This is a genomic window from Halobacteriovorax sp. HFRX-2_2 (genome assembly GCF_043196705.1).
Classification (GTDB): Bacteria; Bdellovibrionota; Bacteriovoracia; order Bacteriovoracales; family Bacteriovoracaceae; genus Halobacteriovorax_A.
Genome location: NZ_JBEBMT010000002.1, coordinates 936,629 through 957,356 on the forward strand (window position 1 = coordinate 936,629; position 20,728 = coordinate 957,356).

At 37.5% G+C, this 20,728-nt stretch carries 21 protein-coding genes; 7 read left to right on the plus strand and 14 right to left on the minus strand.

Going from position 1 to position 20,728, the window contains the following annotated elements:
- Nucleotides 1-204: 204 nt before the first annotated feature.
- Entirely contained in the window at nt 205-774 is a 570-nt protein-coding gene (locus ABMA79_RS09845) for a hypothetical protein (RefSeq protein ID WP_393092273.1), read from the plus strand.
- 49 nt (nt 775-823) lie between these two features.
- Here the strand turns inward: ABMA79_RS09845 and ABMA79_RS09850 are convergent, their stop codons facing one another.
- Together ABMA79_RS09850 and ABMA79_RS09855 are read right to left on the minus strand one after the other, a co-directional pair.
- Entirely contained in the window at nt 824-1,240 is a 417-nt protein-coding gene (locus tag ABMA79_RS09850) for an NINE protein (protein WP_392860027.1), read from the minus strand.
- On the minus strand, nt 1,240-1,584 hold the full coding sequence (locus ABMA79_RS09855) for a hypothetical protein (RefSeq protein ID WP_392860028.1): 345 nt from the start codon (nt 1,582-1,584) through the stop codon (nt 1,240-1,242). Before ABMA79_RS09855 ends, ABMA79_RS09850 begins: the two co-directional genes overlap by 1 nt.
- A 69-nt stretch (nt 1,585-1,653) precedes the next feature.
- Between ABMA79_RS09855 and ABMA79_RS09860 the strand changes: the two genes are divergently transcribed.
- Nucleotides 1,654-1,956, plus strand: a complete 303-nt coding sequence (locus ABMA79_RS09860; protein ID WP_392860029.1) for a hypothetical protein — start codon at nt 1,654-1,656, stop codon at nt 1,954-1,956.
- Nucleotides 1,957-1,959: 3 nt separating this feature from the next.
- Nucleotides 1,960-2,517: a hypothetical protein gene (locus ABMA79_RS09865; protein ID WP_393092276.1), complete on the plus strand. Its 558-nt coding sequence runs from the start codon at nt 1,960-1,962 to the stop codon at nt 2,515-2,517.
- Between the two features lie 204 nt (nt 2,518-2,721).
- Here ABMA79_RS09865 and rpsD read toward each other — a convergent pair whose 3' ends face one another.
- The 3 genes from rpsD to ABMA79_RS09880 all read right to left on the minus strand — a co-directional run bounded on the left by rpsD (nt 2,722) and on the right by ABMA79_RS09880 (nt 4,904).
- The gene (gene rpsD / locus ABMA79_RS09870; protein ID WP_392860033.1) at nt 2,722-3,354 is read right to left on the minus strand and encodes a 30S ribosomal protein S4; all 633 of its coding nucleotides are present in this window, start codon (nt 3,352-3,354) and stop codon (nt 2,722-2,724) included.
- Nucleotides 3,355-3,537: 183 nt separating this feature from the next.
- On the minus strand, nt 3,538-4,398 hold the full coding sequence (locus ABMA79_RS09875) for an aminotransferase class IV (protein ID WP_392860034.1): 861 nt from the start codon (nt 4,396-4,398) through the stop codon (nt 3,538-3,540).
- Nucleotides 4,395-4,904 carry a rhodanese-like domain-containing protein gene (locus ABMA79_RS09880; protein WP_392860036.1) on the minus strand — a complete coding sequence of 170 codons (510 nt, stop codon included), beginning with the start codon at nt 4,902-4,904 and terminating at the stop codon, nt 4,395-4,397. Before ABMA79_RS09880 ends, ABMA79_RS09875 begins: the two co-directional genes overlap by 4 nt.
- A 105-nt stretch (nt 4,905-5,009) precedes the next feature.
- Between ABMA79_RS09880 and ABMA79_RS09885 the strand changes: the two genes are divergently transcribed.
- A complete protein-coding gene (locus ABMA79_RS09885; RefSeq protein WP_393092278.1) occupies nt 5,010-6,302 on the plus strand; it encodes a hypothetical protein in 1,293 nt (430 codons plus the stop codon).
- The gene (locus ABMA79_RS09890) at nt 6,274-6,639 is read left to right on the plus strand and encodes a response regulator (protein ID WP_392860039.1); all 366 of its coding nucleotides are present in this window, start codon (nt 6,274-6,276) and stop codon (nt 6,637-6,639) included. The genes ABMA79_RS09885 and ABMA79_RS09890 overlap by 29 nt, the downstream gene beginning before the upstream one ends.
- Nucleotides 6,640-6,676: 37 nt before the next feature.
- Here the strand turns inward: ABMA79_RS09890 and ABMA79_RS09895 are convergent, their stop codons facing one another.
- From ABMA79_RS09895 to ABMA79_RS09920, 6 genes are all read right to left on the minus strand, one after another.
- Nucleotides 6,677-7,690: a diiron oxygenase gene (locus ABMA79_RS09895; protein WP_392860040.1), complete on the minus strand. Its 1,014-nt coding sequence runs from the start codon at nt 7,688-7,690 to the stop codon at nt 6,677-6,679.
- Nucleotides 7,691-7,701: 11 nt separating this feature from the next.
- On the minus strand, nt 7,702-7,959 hold the full coding sequence (locus ABMA79_RS09900; protein ID WP_392860041.1) for an acyl carrier protein: 258 nt from the start codon (nt 7,957-7,959) through the stop codon (nt 7,702-7,704).
- Between the two features lie 13 nt (nt 7,960-7,972).
- A complete protein-coding gene (locus tag ABMA79_RS09905) occupies nt 7,973-9,589 on the minus strand; it encodes an AMP-binding protein (RefSeq protein WP_393092281.1) in 1,617 nt (538 codons plus the stop codon).
- Nucleotides 9,582-11,927 carry a phosphotransferase gene (locus tag ABMA79_RS09910; RefSeq protein WP_393092284.1) on the minus strand — a complete coding sequence of 782 codons (2,346 nt, stop codon included), beginning with the start codon at nt 11,925-11,927 and terminating at the stop codon, nt 9,582-9,584. Before ABMA79_RS09910 ends, ABMA79_RS09905 begins: the two co-directional genes overlap by 8 nt.
- 104 nt (nt 11,928-12,031) lie before the next feature.
- Nucleotides 12,032-12,946: a hypothetical protein gene (locus ABMA79_RS09915; RefSeq protein WP_393092287.1), complete on the minus strand. Its 915-nt coding sequence runs from the start codon at nt 12,944-12,946 to the stop codon at nt 12,032-12,034.
- Nucleotides 12,936-13,871: a hypothetical protein gene (locus ABMA79_RS09920; protein ID WP_392860048.1), complete on the minus strand. Its 936-nt coding sequence runs from the start codon at nt 13,869-13,871 to the stop codon at nt 12,936-12,938. Before ABMA79_RS09920 ends, ABMA79_RS09915 begins: the two co-directional genes overlap by 11 nt.
- Before the next feature lie 63 nt (nt 13,872-13,934).
- Here ABMA79_RS09920 and ABMA79_RS09925 point away from each other — a divergent pair, with 63 nt between their 5' ends.
- Nucleotides 13,935-14,972 carry a DUF3419 family protein gene (locus ABMA79_RS09925; protein ID WP_393092289.1) on the plus strand — a complete coding sequence of 346 codons (1,038 nt, stop codon included), beginning with the start codon at nt 13,935-13,937 and terminating at the stop codon, nt 14,970-14,972.
- Nucleotides 14,973-14,998: 26 nt separating this feature from the next.
- Here ABMA79_RS09925 and ABMA79_RS09930 read toward each other — a convergent pair whose 3' ends face one another.
- Entirely contained in the window at nt 14,999-17,674 is a 2,676-nt protein-coding gene (locus ABMA79_RS09930) for a PEP/pyruvate-binding domain-containing protein (protein WP_393092291.1), read from the minus strand.
- Between the two features lie 48 nt (nt 17,675-17,722).
- On the opposite strand from ABMA79_RS09930, the gene ABMA79_RS09935 reads away from it, so the two are divergent.
- Nucleotides 17,723-19,291, plus strand: a complete 1,569-nt coding sequence (locus ABMA79_RS09935; RefSeq protein ID WP_393092294.1) for an AMP-binding protein — start codon at nt 17,723-17,725, stop codon at nt 19,289-19,291.
- A gap of 20 nt (nt 19,292-19,311) precedes the next feature.
- On the opposite strand, the gene ABMA79_RS09940 is transcribed toward ABMA79_RS09935, so the two are convergent.
- Entirely contained in the window at nt 19,312-20,133 is an 822-nt protein-coding gene (locus ABMA79_RS09940) for a phosphatase domain-containing protein (protein WP_392860055.1), read from the minus strand.
- A 58-nt stretch (nt 20,134-20,191) separates the two neighbouring features.
- The gene (locus ABMA79_RS09945; RefSeq protein WP_392860056.1) at nt 20,192-20,677 is read right to left on the minus strand and encodes a hypothetical protein; all 486 of its coding nucleotides are present in this window, start codon (nt 20,675-20,677) and stop codon (nt 20,192-20,194) included.
- Nucleotides 20,678-20,728: the final 51 nt, after the last annotated feature.

Below are 20,728 nucleotides of genomic sequence, written 5' to 3' on the forward strand. Positions count from 1 at the left end.
TCGATATTGCGTCAATATTAAACAATTTAAGAAAATTGTCCAGTATTAACTTACTACAAATCACAAATAGAAAACATGTTCTTTATCAGTTTTTTGTTTAGTTTCGAAATAAGTATAAATTTCACGCCACTTATGCAAGTATGGACAATCCAAATTTTGTGTTTTAAATACAATTTATTTTATTTTTCATCATATGGAGGGGATATGAAATTTTTCACATTTGCCTTATTACTAGGGCTATTAGTTGGTTGTAAGACTGAATTTAAAGGAACTCTTTCTGTTGATTCAGCAGTAGAGCTTAAGTCAAAAGACGATAGTATTTCACTTGCTAAAGGTGATTACAATGCGAAGCTAAAGTTTATTGGAAAAAGAAAACTTAAGATTAAAGTTGCTGGTGAAAAGCTAACTGTTAAGTTTGATGAGAAGTTTAAACTTCCAAGAAACGGAGAGTTTACTCTTGATAAGGCCGATACAACTCTAAACTATGATCTTCATGGAACGATCACAACAGATATCGAACGTGGCCCAATTCGCCACCGTGACGAATTCTGTGAAATCACAATTCCAGAAGTAATTTGTAGCAGAAGAAGAGGTCAGTGTACGACAGTTTATCGTCGCTACCCAGGACGTCGTTTTGTTGAGTACCGTGATGATATCATCTCTAAGGTTTTCAAAATTGATGTTGCAGATGCAGGTCAAACTTATTCGACTTTTGATGCAACTTCTAGAGACTACGATCGTGTATACCTTTACCAAGGTCGTTGTGGTTTCTAATTAAATCAAATTTTAAAGAAAGAAAAGGCCCTCTAAGTGAGGGCCTTTTTTATGCAATGCCTTTGTTGATATCATCAATTTGTTCATTCAGTGTCCAGAAGTCATAAAGAACACCAAAGAGGAAGAAGCCACCTGTTAGAAGGTAGAGAATCCCCATCACAATCTTACCTTGATAGAATTTGTGAAAGCCAAAGACTCCTAGGAAAGTTAAAAGAATCCAAGCAATATTATAATCAAGAACACCCTCAAAGTAGCGATTATCGCATTCTTCATCCATTGCAGGAATTAGAAAAAGATCAACTAACCAACCAATTCCTAGAAGCCCTAATGTTAGCATCCAAATTGTGCCTGAGATTGGTTTCCCGTAATAGAAGCGGTGAGCACCCATGAAGCCAAAGAGCCATAGTAGATAGCCCATCACTTTGCTGTGAGAGTTATTTGGAAGTATTCCTTGTTGTTGATTCATTACTTATACTCCTTTAGGCCCCATGGAGGTGCCTTGCGGTCACTTAGTAGTAGCTCAAACGCATCCTCGACCTTTTCAAAGATTTCCTTGGCCTCAAAAAAATCTTCTAGCTCTTCCATTTGCTCTTCTTCATCAAGAGAGAGTGGAATTCCCGTAATAAAATAATTTAGCTCAGCACCTTGGTACTTAGCATTTACCGTCAATGTATGAAATTTCATTTCATCATTTTGGTACTTGGTAAGCTTTGGGCCAGAGAGAAATAAATGGTATTTATCATTGGTGTCTGGGCCAATTTCTGTCGTGAAAAAATACTCAATATCGTTAAATTCGCAAGAGAACTTCATATTTTGCTCGTTGGTTTATTAGATTTAAATTTAAGTTACACTATTATTATACTAGACTTGGAGATATATGTGAAAGTTGATTATTTAAAGAACTCAAATGGAGAAAACGTGAGCGAAGAAAATAACTCGAAAGAGAGGAAAGAGCCTCGTCGCATTCTAGTATCAAGTGATAAAAAAACTCTTAATCTTACAGATAAAGATATCTTAATTGTGGCCTCAAAACTTAAGAAATATATTAAGGATAAGCATAACCTTAATACATCGGCCAATGTGATGGAAATTCTATCTGATATCGTCCGTGTAAAGTGTGACTCAGCAGCAGAGCGCGCTAAGCAAGACGGACGAAAGACTCTACAAAGCAAAGATTTCTAACGAATGAGTAAATTAGAAGAGATTGCTAGTGCCGTAGAGCTCTATTCTTCCGAGACAAAGTCATCAGTCACTTTATTTGGTGGAAGTTTTCATCCATTTCATGATGGCCATCTTGAATGCCTTAATCAATGTAGCGAATATGAAGACAATATTATTATCGTCTTAGACTATAGTCCTTGGAAGTCTAATGAACAGGAAGATCCATATGGTGAGTACCTAAAGATTAAAGAGGCGACAGGGGCCCGTTTTCCTATTTATACGGGCTTTTGGGCACAGAAGCTAAGAAGACCTACATATGAGTGGTTGCAAGAGGTAAGGTATCCTGAGGTGAATTGGCTAATGGGTGATGATACCTTTGGCTCATTTCTAAAGTGGTTTGAAGTTGAAAAGGTATGTCAGCTTCTGACAAAAATCTATGTTGTCCCTCGTGATGAGAAAATGGATGAGTACAGGGAAGTGGAAGCAAAGATTAAAGAGTATAATTCAAAGCTTGAGGTGATCTATCTTAGGCCTCATGATTTTCAAGAACTAAGTTCGACAAAAATTAGATCCCAAAAATAAGAAAGGATAAAAATAAAAGGCTAAGAATAAAAAAAGCTCCTTAATAAGGAGCTTTTTTTATTCTGTCGCTTGGGCTTTCCCATAGCTCCAGATACAACAAAGCCGGGCTTGAACCCGGCTTGTTGAATAGATAATTTGCCCTCTTCGAGGGGAGCTAGCATCGCGTCCAATAGGTTGCCTTTGGGCAACCAATGCCGCGAGTGCTTACTTAACTTTCCAGTAGTACTCAATAACTAGCTGAGAGTTGAATTCAAATGGTACATCTGATTCAAGAGGAGCTGCAACCATAGTTGCTTTCTTCTTATCTGTACCTTCAACATTGTAACAAGCTGGAACTGCTGCGAAACGTGGAGTTTCTTGAGTTTGCTTGTAAAGTTGGTTGTTATAACCTTTCTCAGATAGAGAGATAACGTCACCTTGGCTAACGATGAAAGATGAACGGTCAACTTTCTTTCCGTTAACTAGGATTTGTCCGTGAGAAACCATTTGAGAAGCTGCCATCATTGATGGTGCAAATCCAAGTCTGAAAACTACGTTGTTCAGTCTTGACTCAAGGTTAGATAGAAGTACTTCCATCCATGGCTTACCAGCAGTGTTCTTCTTAGCTTGCTTTACGTAAGTAACAAGTTGCTTTTCTCTTAGACCGTAGTGGAATACTAGTTTTTGTTTTTCTTTAAGACGTACGGCATAGTCAGAAATTTTCTTTCTTTTGTTACCGTGTACACCTGGTCCGTATGGACGACGTGCTAATGCACCAGCTTTTCCAAGACCTGGAAGTTCAACACCTAGTGCTCTTTGGATTTTAAAGCGTGATCTCGCTGTAGTACTCTTTGCCATTGTTGGCTCCTTTTGAATAAAAAAGACTTTAGGGACAAGGAAAAGTTACATCACATCTCAAAGGCTAGTGCCTTAGGCCCATCAATCTTACTTAATAATTTCGAATGTAACTGAAGCTTTATAGCGAACAATGGCCACTGTTGTCAATGGGAAAGGATGTAAATATTAGATATTATAGAAGTTTCAGAGCTCTGATTTAAAGATATCAAGTACTTGCAGAGTTTTGCTTCCAGGTTTTCCATTTCCAATTGTTGTGTCGTCAACTTTTACGATTGGCACAAGGTATTTTGTTGATGAAGTAAGAAAGCACTCATCCGCTTCTTTTAACTCACTGCCCGTGAAATTTACCTCTTCAAATGGAATGCCTTGCTCACGAAGAATGCGAATAACATTTTCTCTTGTGATACCTTTTAGGAGTCCGGCCGCAATTGGTGGGGTTTTAAAAACTCCATCTTTTACAATCCAGATATTACTTGTCGTACACTCTGTAACGTTACCATCTTGGTTGAGCATGATGGCATCAAAGTATCCTGCTTCCTTGGCCTCATTGTAGGCGAGGATATTATTAAGATAATTTCCTGACTTAATATTTGGGTCCATGGACTTAACTGGGTTTCTGAGAGTGGAAGCAATAATAACTTCGACACCATCGTCATACCAAGTCCTAGGATTCTCCGGAAGTTCTTTTCCGATAATGATAACATTTTGATTGCTGGCCGCTTGTGGGTCGAGGGTGATTTCTCCTTCTCCGCGCGTGACGACTAAGCGAATATAGCACCTGTCATGACCAGCTTCATGAAGCTTTGTTGCAACCTCAATAATACGTCTTTCATACTCGTTGAAACTTAATTGGAGATGCATGTGCATCTTTAAAGCAGAGTTTTGAAGACGCTCCAGATGTTCTTTTAAAAAGCCAACCTTTCCACTTCGAACTTCTGTTACTTCGTAAACAGAGTCTCCGTAGAGGAAGCCACGATCAAGCACTGAGATTTTTGCATCTCTTTCGTGATCGAGAATTTGGCCGTTAATGCTAATTACTTTCATGGGAGAATTGCTTTGTATCCTTCTGGGATAATATTCCAGGCATCATTTTCAAATCGAACCTCTTTTGTTTCTTTACCCATGAGATAAATCTTTTGGCCACATTGGAGCCAGTCAAGAATTCCACCAAATAGATTCGTAAACTTTGTATTTGGGTTTGTTTTTGAAAGCTCGAGAATTGCCTTCGTTGAACGGGTTCCAATAGTTGAATAAACGACGACTTCCTTACCTTGAAGCTGAGGATAGACTTCATGTAGTTTCGACAAAGGTATTGCTCGTTCAATATGCGAGACCTCGAATTGATAAATATCTCGTGCATCGACGACGACAAGGCGATTATCCTTGAGGCGAAGGCGTCTTTTTAGGTAGTCGCAATCCACATTTTCAACACTTGGGTACTTCTTCGATAGTGCCGTGGCCATACTGCCAATAACTTTTCTCTGATCCTTAATTCCATCCGTTCCAATACATGAACTTAGTAGAAGCATAGAGAGCACAATATATTTCATAATTTGATCCAAACCTTTGTCATTTAAACTACTTAACTATTTCAATTTATCATGCCAAATCTTTAATTATTTGACCATGAATAAAACTTAACCCATAATTTTACTATGCAGAAATTATTTAAAATCTTCATTTTTCTTTACCTTACGATCTCTAGTGCCTACGGTGCGTCTTTAAGCCTAGACGATAAGACAGAGCCTGTTTTTTATCTCAGAAATTCAACAGGTGAAAATTTAAATGAGCTCTTTTATAACCTTGGAGGAGATGGGTCAACAGCAGAAGCTGCAATTACTCTCTATGTTCCTCTAAGTCTTGGAACTAATGCACAAGATTTGGCCTATCATATTGCCGACTCGGGTGGAACATCGCCAAACTTGGCAGATGAAACCTCTGATCTAGGGGGGCTCTTTTTAAGAGACGTTGACTCTCTTGCTTATACTAATGAAGAGCTTTATGTCGCATTAAAAGACAATGACAATTCAAATCCTGTATTTCGTATTATTTCTCGAATTCCAGACGCGCAAGTAGAGAACCCATTTGTAAGCTTTGCTGAAATTTGCTCATCAAGTGAGTTAAACTGTGCAGGAATCACAGATTCAATCGCTTCAATTAAAGATAGTGTTGAGTTGGTTTTATTCTTTATGCCTAAGGACACAGATTATAGCTCAAACGAAGAAGTGGAGATTCCCGATACTGTCGGTAGAGCAATTTTTTTCAAGCTCGTTATTAGTGCTGCTACAGTTGATATTCAAACACGCTCAAGCTTAAGTATTATTTCGACGTATTCTGGAGATAGCTCAGCAGTTATAGAGTATGCAGGTGATCACGGTGGAAATGGGACTTATATCTCTCGAATGGCGCTCTACTTAAAGGACACTGCGGGAGCAGGTGTTGTAAGAACAGATTTTAGAGAAATATTAGAAGATCAAGGTAATGAAGGGAATGCAAAGGTTACTGGGCTTTCTAATAATAGTCAGTATCGAGCTTCCATAGCATATCTTGATCATTTTGGCTTTGTGAGTCCATTGGTTGAGACTGGCGAAGATATCAAGCCACAGCCAATCGAAAAGCTACTTGCGCAAAATCAGTGCTATCTTGTGACGGCGGGATTCCAAAGAGATCACTACGTCTTAGACTACTTTAGGATCATTAGAGATGACTATCTTATGAAGACGGCCCTTGGCGCTGCTTTTGTTGATTTTTACTATGGCACTGCGCCATTATTTGTGGAAACAGTCTTGAATAATAAGGCCTTGGCCTCTATGATTAAGAGATATAGTTTCTCAATGTATTTTGTTTTACAAAATATCCTATTTATATTAGGATGCATGACTATAATTACGTTTTTAACGTTTAGAAGAGAATTTATCTATGCCTTACAAAGTTTTAATCGTCGATGACGAACCAGATATTCTAGAGTTACTGGCCGAAGAGCTTCAGTTTGAAGGCTATGAGACAGAGTGCGCAAACTCAGGAAATAGTGCTGTTAAGCTAATCAATAGTGGCCAAACTTTTGATGCCATTATTTCTGACTACAAGATGCCAGATGGAAATGGAAAGGTTGTTCTCGATTGCACAAATAGCAACGACAATCAGAAAGAGAAAGTTTTTTACTTTGTTTCAGGTCAAGCTGATATTTCTCTGAAAGAGGCAATGAAGGAAGGAGTAACTCGTTTCTTTTACAAGCCTTTTGATCTAGATGAATTACTAACAAGTTTAAAAAAAGATCTACAATAAAAAAAAAGGGACCGTATTGGGTCCCTTTTTTGTTTGGCTAGTTTAGGATTGTCGAATGCGTACCTCGTACGTATCGGTTTTTCCCTAGGTGATCTTCCTTACTTTCTTCAAGTAGGAGATCCCAAAAACCATCCATTTCATTATATTTGGCCAGTAACTCATATGTACGGCCAAGCCCCTGTCTCGAAAAGGCACTTCGTTGGAATTCAACATTCGTACGAAGTGACTCAAATTCACTTTTTAATTGATTAACTGTCTCCTGCGAAAGGTCACTGAACTCTTCTTGCATGAGTTCCAGGATTCTCCCGGCAAGTCTCTTAGGTCCAAAATATGACGAAATAAACTTCACAAAGACGCTGGCATTGATCTTTCTAAGGATTGGGTTGGCCTTATCATAGAAGGCCGCAAGAAAGCACTCATCAATTTGCTGGTGTCTTACTTCATCAAGCATATGATAGTAGTGGCACTGCCAGAAGTTCCAATCCACATCACCGGCCTTAAGGGCCTTATTATATTTCTTAGAGATATCTAATGTTCTCTCTTCAAAGAATAGGGCAATCCAAATCCACCACAGAAAGATATTTGGAAATGTTGTGACAACTTTCATGATGAAATTCTGCATAGGACTAAGCTTAAAGATACGCAGGGGATTCTCTTTCGAATAGTTTTCAGGCTCGGCCTTCATAAGCATTCTTAGAAAGATTTCACCGTGCTTATCTTCTTCTTCCATAAAGTGATCAATGGCCTCAGTCATTTGAGGGTTTAGTTTATAGATTCTTTTACAGCTTTTTAGGGCCGGATTTAGAAGAACGTTTTCAAACCAAATGAATTGCTCGCAAATTGAAAGTCCAATTAATTGGTTAAATCTAAGTTTTTGGGCCTCTGTAAGTAAGTCATAACTTGGTAGGTAAGAGATGGTTACCATTTCATCTGGTGTCCACTTAAGCTTCTTATCAATTGGTTTAGACCAATCGAGTGCATCAACAGTGAAGGCACGCTCGACAGATTGTTTATTAAGTTTTTCTAATTTGCTAATAAGTCTTGATTCCATCTTAGCTCCAATTATGAAAGTACTTGCTTAAGTTCTTCGTTATGATTTTTTTCTAAGTAATTAATTAAGTCTTGCGTTGTTTGGCATTGTAAGAAGATTGTGACAGGCAGTTCTTCGAAATCTTCTTTTAGACGCCCAATAAAAGACATGGCATCATATGAGTCAAGTCCAAGGGTTATAAAGCTTGTCTCAAGAGTCAGTGTGATCTCTCTCTCATCACTAACTTCAGCAATTGCTTCATTTAAATATTTTAAAATTTTCTCATTCATAGTGGTATCCAAGTTATCCCAATTTCTCTTTAACTAAGAAATTAAACTTAAATTTATTTTTTATGTATCGAGATACTATAAGATTAAATCGATAATTTTTCTCGATTCTTGTAATTTCTCCGGCCATGTATCTTTTTTGGGCATTTTGGCGTTTTACCTTCCCACTCGTCGTTTTCTTAAGGGTCAATTCTGGCACGATCGAGATATTATCTTCTGATAGAGCAATCTTTGACTTAAGTGCATTAGCGACGTCTTGTTTAACTTTCTTACGGGCCTCTTTTGACTTCTCATTAAGCTCAATGATGAGATGTGGTAGCTCGCTCTTATCCGTTTGGATAGAGAAGGCAACCATGCGCCCAAGCTTTACCGCTGGAACTTTGGCGGCCATAAATTCGAGGTCGTTGGCAAAGATATTAACACCGTTACAAATTAACAGGTCTTTGCTTCTTCCGGTTACGTAGAGTTTTCCTTCTTTATCGAGGAAGCCTAGGTCTCCTGTATTAAGCCAGCCATCTTCAAGATGTGACTCTCTACCAAAGTAGTTATTGGAAATCGACGGGCCTTTTATATAGATTTCTCCAACACCCTGGTCTTGATTTCTTATCTCTAGCTGAGTAGGTGAAAGGACCTTTCCACATGATATAAATTCTTCGTTTTTAATTGTTAGGGCCTCAAACTTAGTTCCAACCTCATGAAATGTTACAGCAAGAGTTGCCTCCGCTAGCCCATAAACAGGCATAATAGCATTTGCACTGAAACCGTATTTCTCAAAGCGCTTACTGAATGCCTTTAAAACATTGGCCTTAATAGGCTCAGCTCCACATTGAGCGAAGCGAATATGTGAAAGATCGAGTCCTTCTAATTTCTTTTCAGGAATTTTGGTCGCACAAACATAGTAGGCCGAATTTGGAATACAAAGGGCACTACACTTCGTTTCTGATACGAGGTGAAGCCACTTATGAGGTGCAATGACGTAGTCTTGGGTACGAATAATATGACATTCTAGATTCTTTAACAGGGCCGTTAGAAGACTTCCAATTAATCCCATATCATGGTGAAGTGGAAGCCAAGTACAAATCGAATCTGATTCGCTAAGTTTGATCCCTTGATTAATTTGATCATTATTTGCAAGAAGGTTGCTATGGCTGATAACAACACCCTTAGGAGACGAAGTTGAACCTGATGAAAATTGGATAAAACAAGTTTCACCACTTTCTGGATTAGCAAATTGTGTTGCCATTTCAACGTCGTTAAATTTTGCAATATTTGTAAAGCCCTCTGGAGAGTTCTTTGCTGCGATATACTTCGTTTGTGCCGCTGAAGAGAATTGGGAAAGCAATTCTTGGTAATCATCTTTTAGCATTAAGGCATTTGATGCCATTGGAACTGGCACATTTCCTGAAAGAATAATACCAAAGAAATAGGTCACAAAATTTTCTTCATTTTCAAAAGAAAGAATTATATTACGGCCTGTGATTTCATTTGCTTTAATTTTTGAAGCAATTATGCGGGCCTTCTCCATAAGCTCATCGATAGAAAGAGAGCTAACAAGCTTAAAGTTCTTATAAAAGAAGAGAACCTTCTTTTCTAGATCTTTATTTGAAAGTAGCTTGTCAATTAGGTTACGCATTCAGTTGACCTTCTAAGTAAGCAATAATTTCAAGTGTCTTATTAAAGATATGTGGCATAAATTCGTATTCATTTACACTATGACCTACATAGTAGAATAGGACACGGTTAAGTAAATACTCATTAGCACATGAAAGCATATTTTCTAGTTTCTCTTGCTTAGATAGCTCTAGGCCATCTTTAGCGAAGTAGTACTCGATATCACTTGCGATCTCACCACTTGGCGTAGTGAAACTCATGAATTCAACCAAGTCTCTATATGGAGAGTTAAAGCGTGATAATTCCCAGTCATAGAAGCATGGACGTCCATTCTTAAAACAAATATTTCTTGGGTTAAAGTCATTATGAGTTAGCGTCTTTGGCCCCTCATTAATGATCTTTGCCCATTGTTCAACGTTATTTAGAACTTCTTCTAATTTCTCTTCTGTCTTTGCACTAATATAATTTTGTGCACGAATATAAGTGATAATCGACTTTGTTAAATCCTTATCAATATTAACTTTTCCAAGATTAAGTGATGACTCTGCTACCTCTTGTGAATTTGCAAAGCTCTTGTGTACTTTTGAAATTGCATCATAAATTAATTCACGCGTTGAACTAATCCAAAGCTCTAGGCTTCCTTGAGTATTCATGAGTTCAATTTGTGAGAAATTTAAGTTTTCAAGAAGAAGTAGGTAAGCTTCTTTTTGAGCACTCACATATGTACCGTGAAGCTCTGGCATATAGCGAGCGAAGTCTTTTGAAACCATACGATATGCTTCAATTTCTCTAATATGACATTTCGTAAATTCATTATTATGAATTGTTTTGATAAACTTTCTTCTGATATCACTATCAGCAAAACCTGCAATTGCTGCAAAGCCTGCAATCACGTCAGTATCAAGAGGCTTTGACTTAAGGATGATTTTTTCTTCTTTATTCACTTCTAGTGAAGTAAAGCCAAGTGATTTATTAACCACTCGAGAAGTCGCTTCTGTGATAATCCCATTTTCAATATTGATCTTATGATCGTGCTCAATTGATTCACTTTCTTGTACAAGAGTCGACTGATCAGTAAAGTTCTCATTGATAAATTCTTTTGTGATATCTTTTGTCTTAAGCTGATCTTTTGGATTATTTCTTCCTAGCTTGTCGTGAGCATAAGCAAATTGTCCACCACAGATGGCCGACATTGTTGAAAGCTCAAGCGATAGGGCAGCTCCAGCGATGATTTTTGCAAATCTTTCGACTTTCCCAGCTCCTGCACAACCAATCGACTTTAGGCAGTCTTTATAGTGTCCAAGCCCTGTTCCTCCACCAACAGTTCCAATAACAAGTGAAGGTAGCGTTAAGCTTACATATAAACCTTTTTCATGCTTTTCAAAATTTAGAACCGCAGTTGAAGACTCGTGAATACAAGCAAGATCCTGTCCTGTTGAAGCAAAAATGGCAGCTACAGCATTGGCAACGTTTACGTTATATCCAGTCATTCCTTCAAGGCGTGTGATAGGAAGAGATCTAAGGTATAGATTGATCAGGTCAGTACTCGATGTTTTTAAGATACGCTTTAAAACTTTTTCAGAAATTACACATTCTGCAGTTACATAAGTTCCACGAGTCTGCATGGCAGATCCAACTGAAACCTTCTTATCACTTGACCCATTTCCTTCAAGAAAGAATTCCACGAGTTTTATTTTCGATGTTAAAAGCTCTTCTTTGATCCAAAGACATGACTGCCATGTACAAACAGTTGTCATATTTTGACCAGAGGCATCCGCGCATTCATAGATAAATTTAGCATGAACGTTGCGTCCAATAAGAACTGGCTTAATCTTTTTTAGATCGGCAAAGTTTGAGTACTTCTTAGTGATACTTTTAATTGTATCGAAATTATCTTCAAGCCATGAAACGAATTCATCAGCATGGTCAATATCATCAAATGTAAAAACTGGAGCACGATACATGCGCTTTCTTAATACCTTGGCCTTAAATCCACCGCATAGTGAAACAGCAAGTGCGCCACGAGTGATGGAAGAAACAAGTGCTCCCTCAGATGTTGCAATCGGAATATAAAGATCTTCTTTTTCACCTTTTTCATTTATTTTTAAAGGCCCACAAATTCCCATTGGAATGGAAATACTTCCAGCATAAGACTCGATATTACCCTTGAGGTTTAATCCATCTAAGTCAGTTGCTTGAATTGAATCGAGGTTTTCTCCGCACTGGGCCTCTAGAATCGCAATACGATTTAGTCTTGCTGCCTCAGAGTAGTCAAAACGAGATGGGGCCGAAAGCTTCTGCTTTACGACTTTTGCTTCCTGCTCAGAAGCTGAATTTGAGTGTGTTTCATTGATCTTCATAGTTCAAATATAGCTTATAAAGATGAACGAGAACGTTTTATTGAAAATTGTACTATGGCCGTCTACACAGTAGACGGCATATCTTCGCTAGTAAAATCAGTTAGTTATAGCTTGAAAAGGTGATAGTAGCGAGTCTTCTGAGAAATATCTTTCGCAAATAATGAAGGAAGGTTCCCATCTCGCATTAAACATAGGTAGGCCTGGTCATATTGAGATCTCACTTGAGGGATGATCTGTTTAAGTAGATAGATGAAGCTTAGGCCCATATGGCGATGATCTGGATGGACTCCCATGGTCTTAATAAGGAGCCTCTTTGTATTGAGTGCTGTAGGGTCCACAAAGTTTAAGATGATACCAACTATCGAATTATCTTCTTTTGAAATTAGAGCACGAGAGGTGTGAGGGCAAATTAAAGCAGCGGCCTGGGCCCCGTACTTAAGCTTGAATGTCTCAAATGAAATTGATGAGTAGGCGATATTCTCTCCAAAGACTTGATCAGCGCTTTGATAGAAACGTTCAAGGTTATCTAGCCAAAATTGGCCATCAATCACTTTGAGCTCATAATTTTGAGTCATTGGTGAGTCATCTATTTCATCAAATTGTTTAGACCACTTTAAGAGCTTATCAAAATCATTAATCTCATAAGTTACATAACTCTCAAAGACTTCACCGTTAGCATTTAGTAAATCGTAGAGGCCCTTGTCATAAGGAGGCTCCATTAAATGGTGGGGAAGGTCTTCGTTTTGTTTAAGTCGATAGGTGTTATAAGTTGAAAAATTCAGAGGCCCAATTATTTTGTCGATACCATGTCTTGCGCGATATGCCTTTGCTGCAACGATAAAGCTGTCTGATAAATTGCCTGAACAAAAACCAAAGTAGGCTTCATTACCTATAAGAAAGAATATTGCCGAAGCATTGCCATCGACAAATTGCTCAATACTTGAGATTGCTTCGTTATCTTTAAAAAGAAGAAATTCTTGTTTCTGTTCCTGTGCGAGTAGGTCTAAATTAATTTGCATAAACACCTACAATGAGAGCGATATAAAGTAGGAGAGCAAAGAGTCCGAATGACTTTTCATTCTTCTTGCGTCCTTCTAGACTTGGTTTTTTAAGGTATTTAAAAAGAGTTGATTGTGCCGCTGCAAAACCAGCGATTCCCATGGCCGCTAGGATTGAGCGTAAATTTGGCATAAGTGGAATAAGGTAGAGGAAGCACCCTAGAGTGACCATATTCATTAGTGTAATAATTAGAACACTGCCACCAGCTCCATAAATTTTTGTATATGAATCAAGTGTTTCCGTTTCTTCTTCTGGGCCTCTCGTCTTTCTTGTGAATTCATATGAGAAGCCTGAAGCAAATGACATGGCAAGAATTAGATAAACGTAAAATTCAAATGTTGGAACTTGCCATTTTGCAGACATAATCCAAATAATGATAAGAGGAGAGACTAGCATGTGGCTAATCGAGTAGAGTGTTAAGCGCTTTTCTAGCCAAGGTCCAATAAAGAACTCCTTGGCCATAAGAACTGACCATAAGTAAACGGCCCCATAACAAATAAGAGTAAGATAGTTATTTGAAATTAAGAATGAATAAGTTAGTCCAATAATCGTAAAAATGGCCGCAATAATATCGAGGTGCCAAAGTTTTATGAGGCCTCTTTGGAGTGCGCGTTCTGGGTGATTAATACAGTCAACTTTAAAGTCCTTATGTTCATCGAATACTCTTAGAACAAAGTAGTGACCTACGACTGCAATGGCGCCAAGGATATCTAATGGAGTGAAGTCTAGTGTTTTATCTTGTAAGAAAAGCGCTAGGCGACTCATGACGAAGAAAGTAATGAGGCCAGAGATGACATTGGCCATTGGAAAGCGCTCGTTGGACCATGCTAAATATCTCTTAATAAATGAATCTTCCATTGTAATATGACTTATCTCTTTGCTCATACATCCTCATCTGAATTTAATTTCTTTGTACCATTATATAATGAAAACAACTATAATTGTGACATGGCAAAATATTTTACTGACAAATTAAATTACTCACTAGCAAATGAAGATATTGAGATGGAGTCAAAAGTTTGTAGAAAACTTTCTCCAAAAAATATTGGCTCAATCTGTGGTGCCGGCCCAAGAGGCCTATATCTCGTAACACAAGCTGATTCTAGGCTAGACCTCTTTGATGTTTCAGGGCTCCAAATAGAGTGGGCCAGAGCGTATGAGAAGGCGATTCTTGCCCTTGATGAAGTAGAGTTCCTAAGAGCGTATCACGATGATTCCGCAATCTTAAAGACAGTTGGAGCAAATGTCGGCCTAAATGAATACTTTGAGGCCAATGAAATAGCTGCCCTTGCTGGTTCATGGGAGAAGACGTTTATTACTTTCTCAAAGCTATGTCGCAAGATCCTTGGCCATCGAATTATAGATGCTCTTAAAAATTGTAATGCAATTCAAGAGCAACTCAATATTATGGATACAGTGAGCTTTAAGGTTAAGTGGACTGTCGTTCTATCAATTGTAGGAAATAAAGCGTTAATGAATTCTCTCTTGTATCGAGGGGACTTCATAAGAAAGAATATCCCTGAGAGCTATGTAAAGTTCTATCGTAATCGCTTTGCTCGTCTATTTAAGAATAACCTCATCAAGGATAATTTTTTCTTAAGTTTATGCTTTTTTGGAGAAGTTACTTTGACAAATACTCCACTTCGTTGTCGAAAGTTTTCTGAGCTTAAAAGCTGTATTGAAACAACTCAAGTCAATTATCATATTGGTGATGTTGTTGCTGAACTTGAGAGTGGGAAGCATCAATTTGATTATTTCTCTTACTCAGATGTGCCGAGTTACTTTAATGATGAGCTAGGTCGAGATTTTCTTCAAAAGGCCAAGGCTTCGATTTCTATTGGTGGTGTTGTCTGTGTTCGCTATTACTTACGTGTTCATTCTCCAAAACTAGACGGCTATGAAGATATTACAGCTGACTTTACTGATCTTATTAAGAAAGAAAAAGTTGGGGTTTACGATATTAAATTTTATAAAAGAGTTTCATAAAAAAGGCCTCATTAAGAGGCCTTTTGTTATTCTTGGTTTTCTTGAAGTAGGTTAATCAGTCCTTTTTCACAGTCCATCTCAATCTCTTGCCCATTCTCGACAATTTTTGTAATCCCTGGAACACCGACAATTGTTGGTATTTTAAGTTCTCTAGCAATAACGGCCGAGTGAGAAAGTGTTGATCCTTTTTCAACAAGTAGGCCTTTAATCGACGGGAATAATGGGGCCCATCCTGGATCTGTCCTTACCGTACAAAGGATCTTATCATTAACATCAATTCCATCGTCTGGTTTAAAGAGTAGGGCGACTTCTCCTGTGATATGTCCTGGGTAACATCCTATCCCTTTTAATGCACCATCGTGATCGAGATTTGTATTACCTTCATAGATAAATTTATTTCCTGCATGAACAAAGCCAAAAGTCTTAAAATGATGGCCAGGCTCTTCATCTTCATATGATTCATACTCAGACTTTCTTAGGCTAATTAGCTCTTTTAGACTTGTCTGCACAATGCGCCCATCTTTTAATTCTTCGATCTCACTAAGTGTTAGAAAGAAGATATCTTCAGGTGCACTGATGAGATTAAAGTTGGCCAATTGATTACCCATTTCGCGGTAAATTTGACGTGAAATTCCAAAAGACTTCGTTCGTAATAGTCTTGTGTTTTCTCTGTATCGAATGGCCTTTCTAAGTTTAGAAAGATCTTTATAAAAACGTTTTCTTGCAAATGACGAAAGCTTCTTTTTAACAATAGGAGCAATTTTAGCTTCTTCTGACTCTCTAAGTTCAAGCTCATTTGCAATAAAGCTCTCATAACTTAGACTTTCTTTAATGACGTAATTTTTAAGAATATTTATCAGAAAGTCTGGGTTTTCACGTAGAGATAAACTTTCTAACTTAAGTTCACCAATAGTACGGTCACCATAGTTTTCAATATATTTCTGACATAGCTCAAAGATGGCCTTGTTGTTAATATAGAAGAAGTCCATGACTTTTGAATTTTCCAGTTTTAAGAATTGATCCTTAAACTCTTGATCACTCTTTTTTATTTCGTCACTTATTTTTAAAAGTTCTTTTGTTGGTTGCGTACTGGCAATATCATGCTCACCAGATAATAAATTACCAAGAGTGATATCTGCATTTTCAACCGCAAGCTTCTCCATCCAGCGATACATCTTTCCATTCATCATCATAACGTAGAAGTCATTAATTAGGGGAGCATGCCACTTACTTGTAATTTTCTGATCAAGCTCTTCGGTTAGCTCATAGAGCTGTGTGAGGTTAAGCCTATTAAGTTTTGAAAAATCAATTTCATCATATACTTCATAAAAACCGGACATAAAGTCTGCAACAACTTTATCGATTTTAGAAAAATACCACAGGAGACTTCCAAAGGTTTTAATTAGGCCTGGAAGCATTTTTAATCTCTCACAAAATGGTAGGTCCTTATCTTCAATGAAGTCGACAGGATCAGTGATTCCCATCATTTTCTCCATATCACCCTTTGATTGTTTAAAAGATGGAAGTAGTAGAAGTCCTTTATACCAAGACTGAATATTGTAGAAGACTCGTCCCTCGATAAGAGCAATCATATTCTTATGTCTCTTTTCGTGCTTCTTTAGTTCTTCTTCACTTAGTCCTGTTAAACCCAGTAGTTGGTGATAAACCTTATAGTACATCTTTGAGGCATAAGAAAAAGTAAGTGGAGTCGTCACGCCATTAAATGATTCTTGAATATTTGAATTATCAAAGACATTGGCAAATTCTTCTCTCTTATCCATTGGAAGAGAGGTGATATCTCTTGTTTGGACAATATAGATTTCTCCATTTTGAAAACAAAACTCAATATCTTGAGGCTTCTTCTTTAGTGCGAGAATATCAAGAGCGAGCTTATTTAACTCGATAATTTCAGCATGAGTCAAGACACTCGAGTTAATATCACTTCCAGTGACTTCGACTTTTTTAGTTGTTTTATTGTCGTAGTCAGCGATTATCTTAAAATCTTTTTCTCTAATTTCATCTTTTATAATGCCGCGGTCATTGATCGTGTACTCGTCAGTGTTACACTCACCACTAACGACACCTTCGCCTTGGCCATAATTTGCTGAAATAAGCATTTCATCTCTGTAGCCGTTAATTGGATTGGCCGTAAAGAGAACACCTGATTTTTCTGGATCAATCATTTCTTGTATGATGACGGCCATCTTAGGTGTTGATTGGTGAATTTGATTCTTAAAACGATAAGTAAGAGCGGTAAGAGAAAAATTACTCTTAAAGCAATTTCTTATGGCCGCTTCTATCCTTTCCTTTCCTTGTACGTAAAGAAATGATTCAAGCTGTCCTGCAAAAGAGAAGTGACTGCCATCTTCATCTGCAGCAGAACTTCTAATGGCATAATGAATATCAGGATTAATCCTTTCCATCACATCATCAATGATTGATATTTCACACTTATTTATTTCAGCGTGAATCTTTTCAATGAGAGCTTTTAGGTCATCGATAAACTCAAGTTGCGTATATTGAGCAATAAGGTTTTTTAATACCTCGTTTTGGTCAACTAATGTTTGAAAGTAATCACTAGTAATACAAAACCAGTCAGGTGTATTAACATGACATTTCTCGAGCTTTGCTAGGTTATAGGCCTTGCCGCCAACTTGTGTTTTTGTTGTAAGAAGAGAATCAAATTTACTTAATAGATACATTTACTACCTAATATTACAAATTATATTATTTTCATTTAATATTATCATATGAAAAAAATTGAAGATATAAGGCAAGAACTGGGTTATATCGGTGTGCCAATAAATGGCTGCCATTACCTTGACTCCCATTTTAGAAATAACCTAGAAAAGCGATGCTTAATATACCAAGATAAAGATCAGACTTACGGCGAATTTATGTCACAGGTAGGTGCGTGGATAAAGACCTTATCAGATGCTGGAATTAAGAAAGGGGATCGAGTTATTGTTCTTATTCCTCTTCGTCTTGAGCTTTATCAGATTATGGTTGCCTTGTTCTACATGGGTGCAGTTGTTGTTTCGATTGACTCGACGATGCCTAAGGATAAGCTTAAACAGGCCATTGAAGATGCAAATGCTCAGGGAATGATCTCTGTTAAAGAGCTTTTAAAGTGGACTCCATTAATTCCCGCCCTTTGGAAAATGAAGCGTTTTACATATGATCAAAGTTGTTTCTTTGCTAAATCTTTAACTAGTATTAGAGCTGAAGATAATCTTAATTTTTCGCAAACGCCAATTGAGCAAGATGCTCAAACTCTTATCTCTTTTACAACTGGTTCAACTGGCAGGCCAAAGGCCGCAAATAGAAGCCTTGATATCTTTTTAGCGCAGAAGATCGTTTCAGAATACTTCTGGTTACATCGTGATGATGAAGTAGATATGCCGTTTTTTCCAACTCTCGTTCTACAAAATTTGGGACTTGGGATTACGACAATCTTTCCAGATATCGACTATCGGAAACTATCTGAGTTTGATGCTGCAAAAGTAATTGATCAAATGAACAAATATGGTGTGACACGCTTTAGTGCCAATCCGATGATTATAAAGAGGCTTGCAAATTACCTTGCTACAAATGATATCAAGATTCCAAGCCTGAGAAGTATCATTATTGGTGGAGCTGAAATTTCAACGAAGCATGCAAACTTTGTGAAAGAACAATTTGAAAAGGTAAATGACGATATTGAGATTCATATTATCTATGGATCAACGGAAGTCGAGCCTATTAGTTTTGTGCCAATTGATGAATATATCTCAAATAAAAAAACAGGACTTAAGCTAGGTCATGTCATTGAAGTCTTAGACGTAAAAATTGATAAAGTTGCTAATGGTTTTGATTTTCAAGAAGGGCTTATCTGGGGAGAGATTTGTTTAAGTGGTCCTCATGTGATCAAAGAGTATATTGATAATCATCCGGCCAATGAAACCACTAAGAAGTGGGATGAGCAGGGAAGGCTATGGCATTTAACTGGTGATGTTGGTTATATGAGTGGTGGACAGATTTATCTTTTGGGTAGACTAAAGGATTGTTTAAGTGTTGATGGAAAGCTTGTGCCTACATTTCATTATGAAAATGAATTAGCACGAATTGAGGGGATTGAGCGAGCGGCCCTTGTCCAAGTAGGAGATAAGATCAAGTGTCTTATTGAAGGTGAAGTAAAAATTAAAGATCATCTTAGTGAAATTTTAAGCGATTGGAATTTAGCAAATGCAATTATTGAGTTTGGGAGAGTTCCAGTTGATTCGAGACATTTTTCTCGTGTTGATCGCAATGCCATAAGAGAAGGTATCCAGCACAACTAAAGTGTGCTGGATAATACTATTTAGTTTTCGTAATTTTGACAAAGTATTGAAATTTTCTTTGTTAGCTCTTTAGGTAGAGTAGAGAATAGGTTTGACCAGCTATTCACTTTATGGCCATAGCATCTTTGCCAGTGTGGAGTATAAAGCTGACCTTTATCTCTTAATAGGTATTCTTCCATATAGCTTTTTAAATGTAGGTCTTGAAGATCTTTTGAATCAGATCTTTCTAATACTTTTCTCTGATAGAGTGTATCGGCGATTTCAAATGGTGTTACAAAACTTGCTTGACCCTTATAAAGCTTATTTGATTCATCAAAATTATATGCTGCTCTAATGAATGTGTGAAACTTGATACCTGGGTAAGTTTGTTTGATACCATTGTAGAAAGAGTTATCGTGCTCACCATTATCACCAACAAGGATAACAGTGTCTGGCCTGTGCTCAGAGATTAGCTCTTCAAGTCTTTGGGCCTTAAAGACCTTGCTTGAAACTTTAATCGGTCTAATTTCAAGGCTACCTTCTGGGAAATTTCCATTCTTAAGTAATTCAGTGTGTGACCATGCCATCACTTCTTCAGGTGCATTTGTCAGGTAGAATACATCTGCATCAAGGCGATTCTTTATAATGCGGTAAAGATCGGCCATACCAAGGAAGATATTATTTGTGCGGTAGGCGTTTGAAACAGCATCAATTTTTGATCTGATATGGCCGACCTTAATTGTGTCGTCGATATCAGAAATTAGAATCGTTTTTCCACTATCTTGAGTAAAAGCTAGTGTTGCTGATGCTAAAAGGTTTAACGTAAGTACTAGGATTACAGATTTGATGTTTCTTGTTTTCATGAAGAAATCATATTGAATGAATTCATAGATTTCACCATGTATCGCGTTAGTATGAACATTATACAGAGATTTCGTTAAAGTTTTCCATCCAAGTACTGAATTGTTGGCATTTTTGGACCTCTTTGGCCTTAAGAAGGTAGAGATTCTTGTGTGATCTAAAAGTTAGGATACTGCCCTTAACCTTGAGCTCCTTAAGTTTTTCGATCTCTTTATAGTGCTCAATATTGCGATAATCACAGGTGCTGATAGTTTCGGCCTCGATTTTCTGCTTTTGAGTGACCTCATTTTGAAGCTCTTTCATAAGATCAAGCTGTTCTTGTGAGAGTTCGTGACTAATTTCTCCTAATCTTGCTAGGTAGCCTCTTGATTCATTTAAGCTTCTGGCGGCAAGATGGCCAAGCCCTTTTTTCGAGAAATTATTGAATTCTTCAATCTTTACTTGAGAGCGAAAGAGGTAATCATTGGCCTTTAGTCCTGCAGCGTGGACCGAATTTGAAAGCCAGTAGACTCCTAATAATATAAAGATAAAGTATCTCAGTTTCATATGCATTTTAAAGAGCAAGAAAAGTGCCAAGAAATAGGGCATGCTAATACG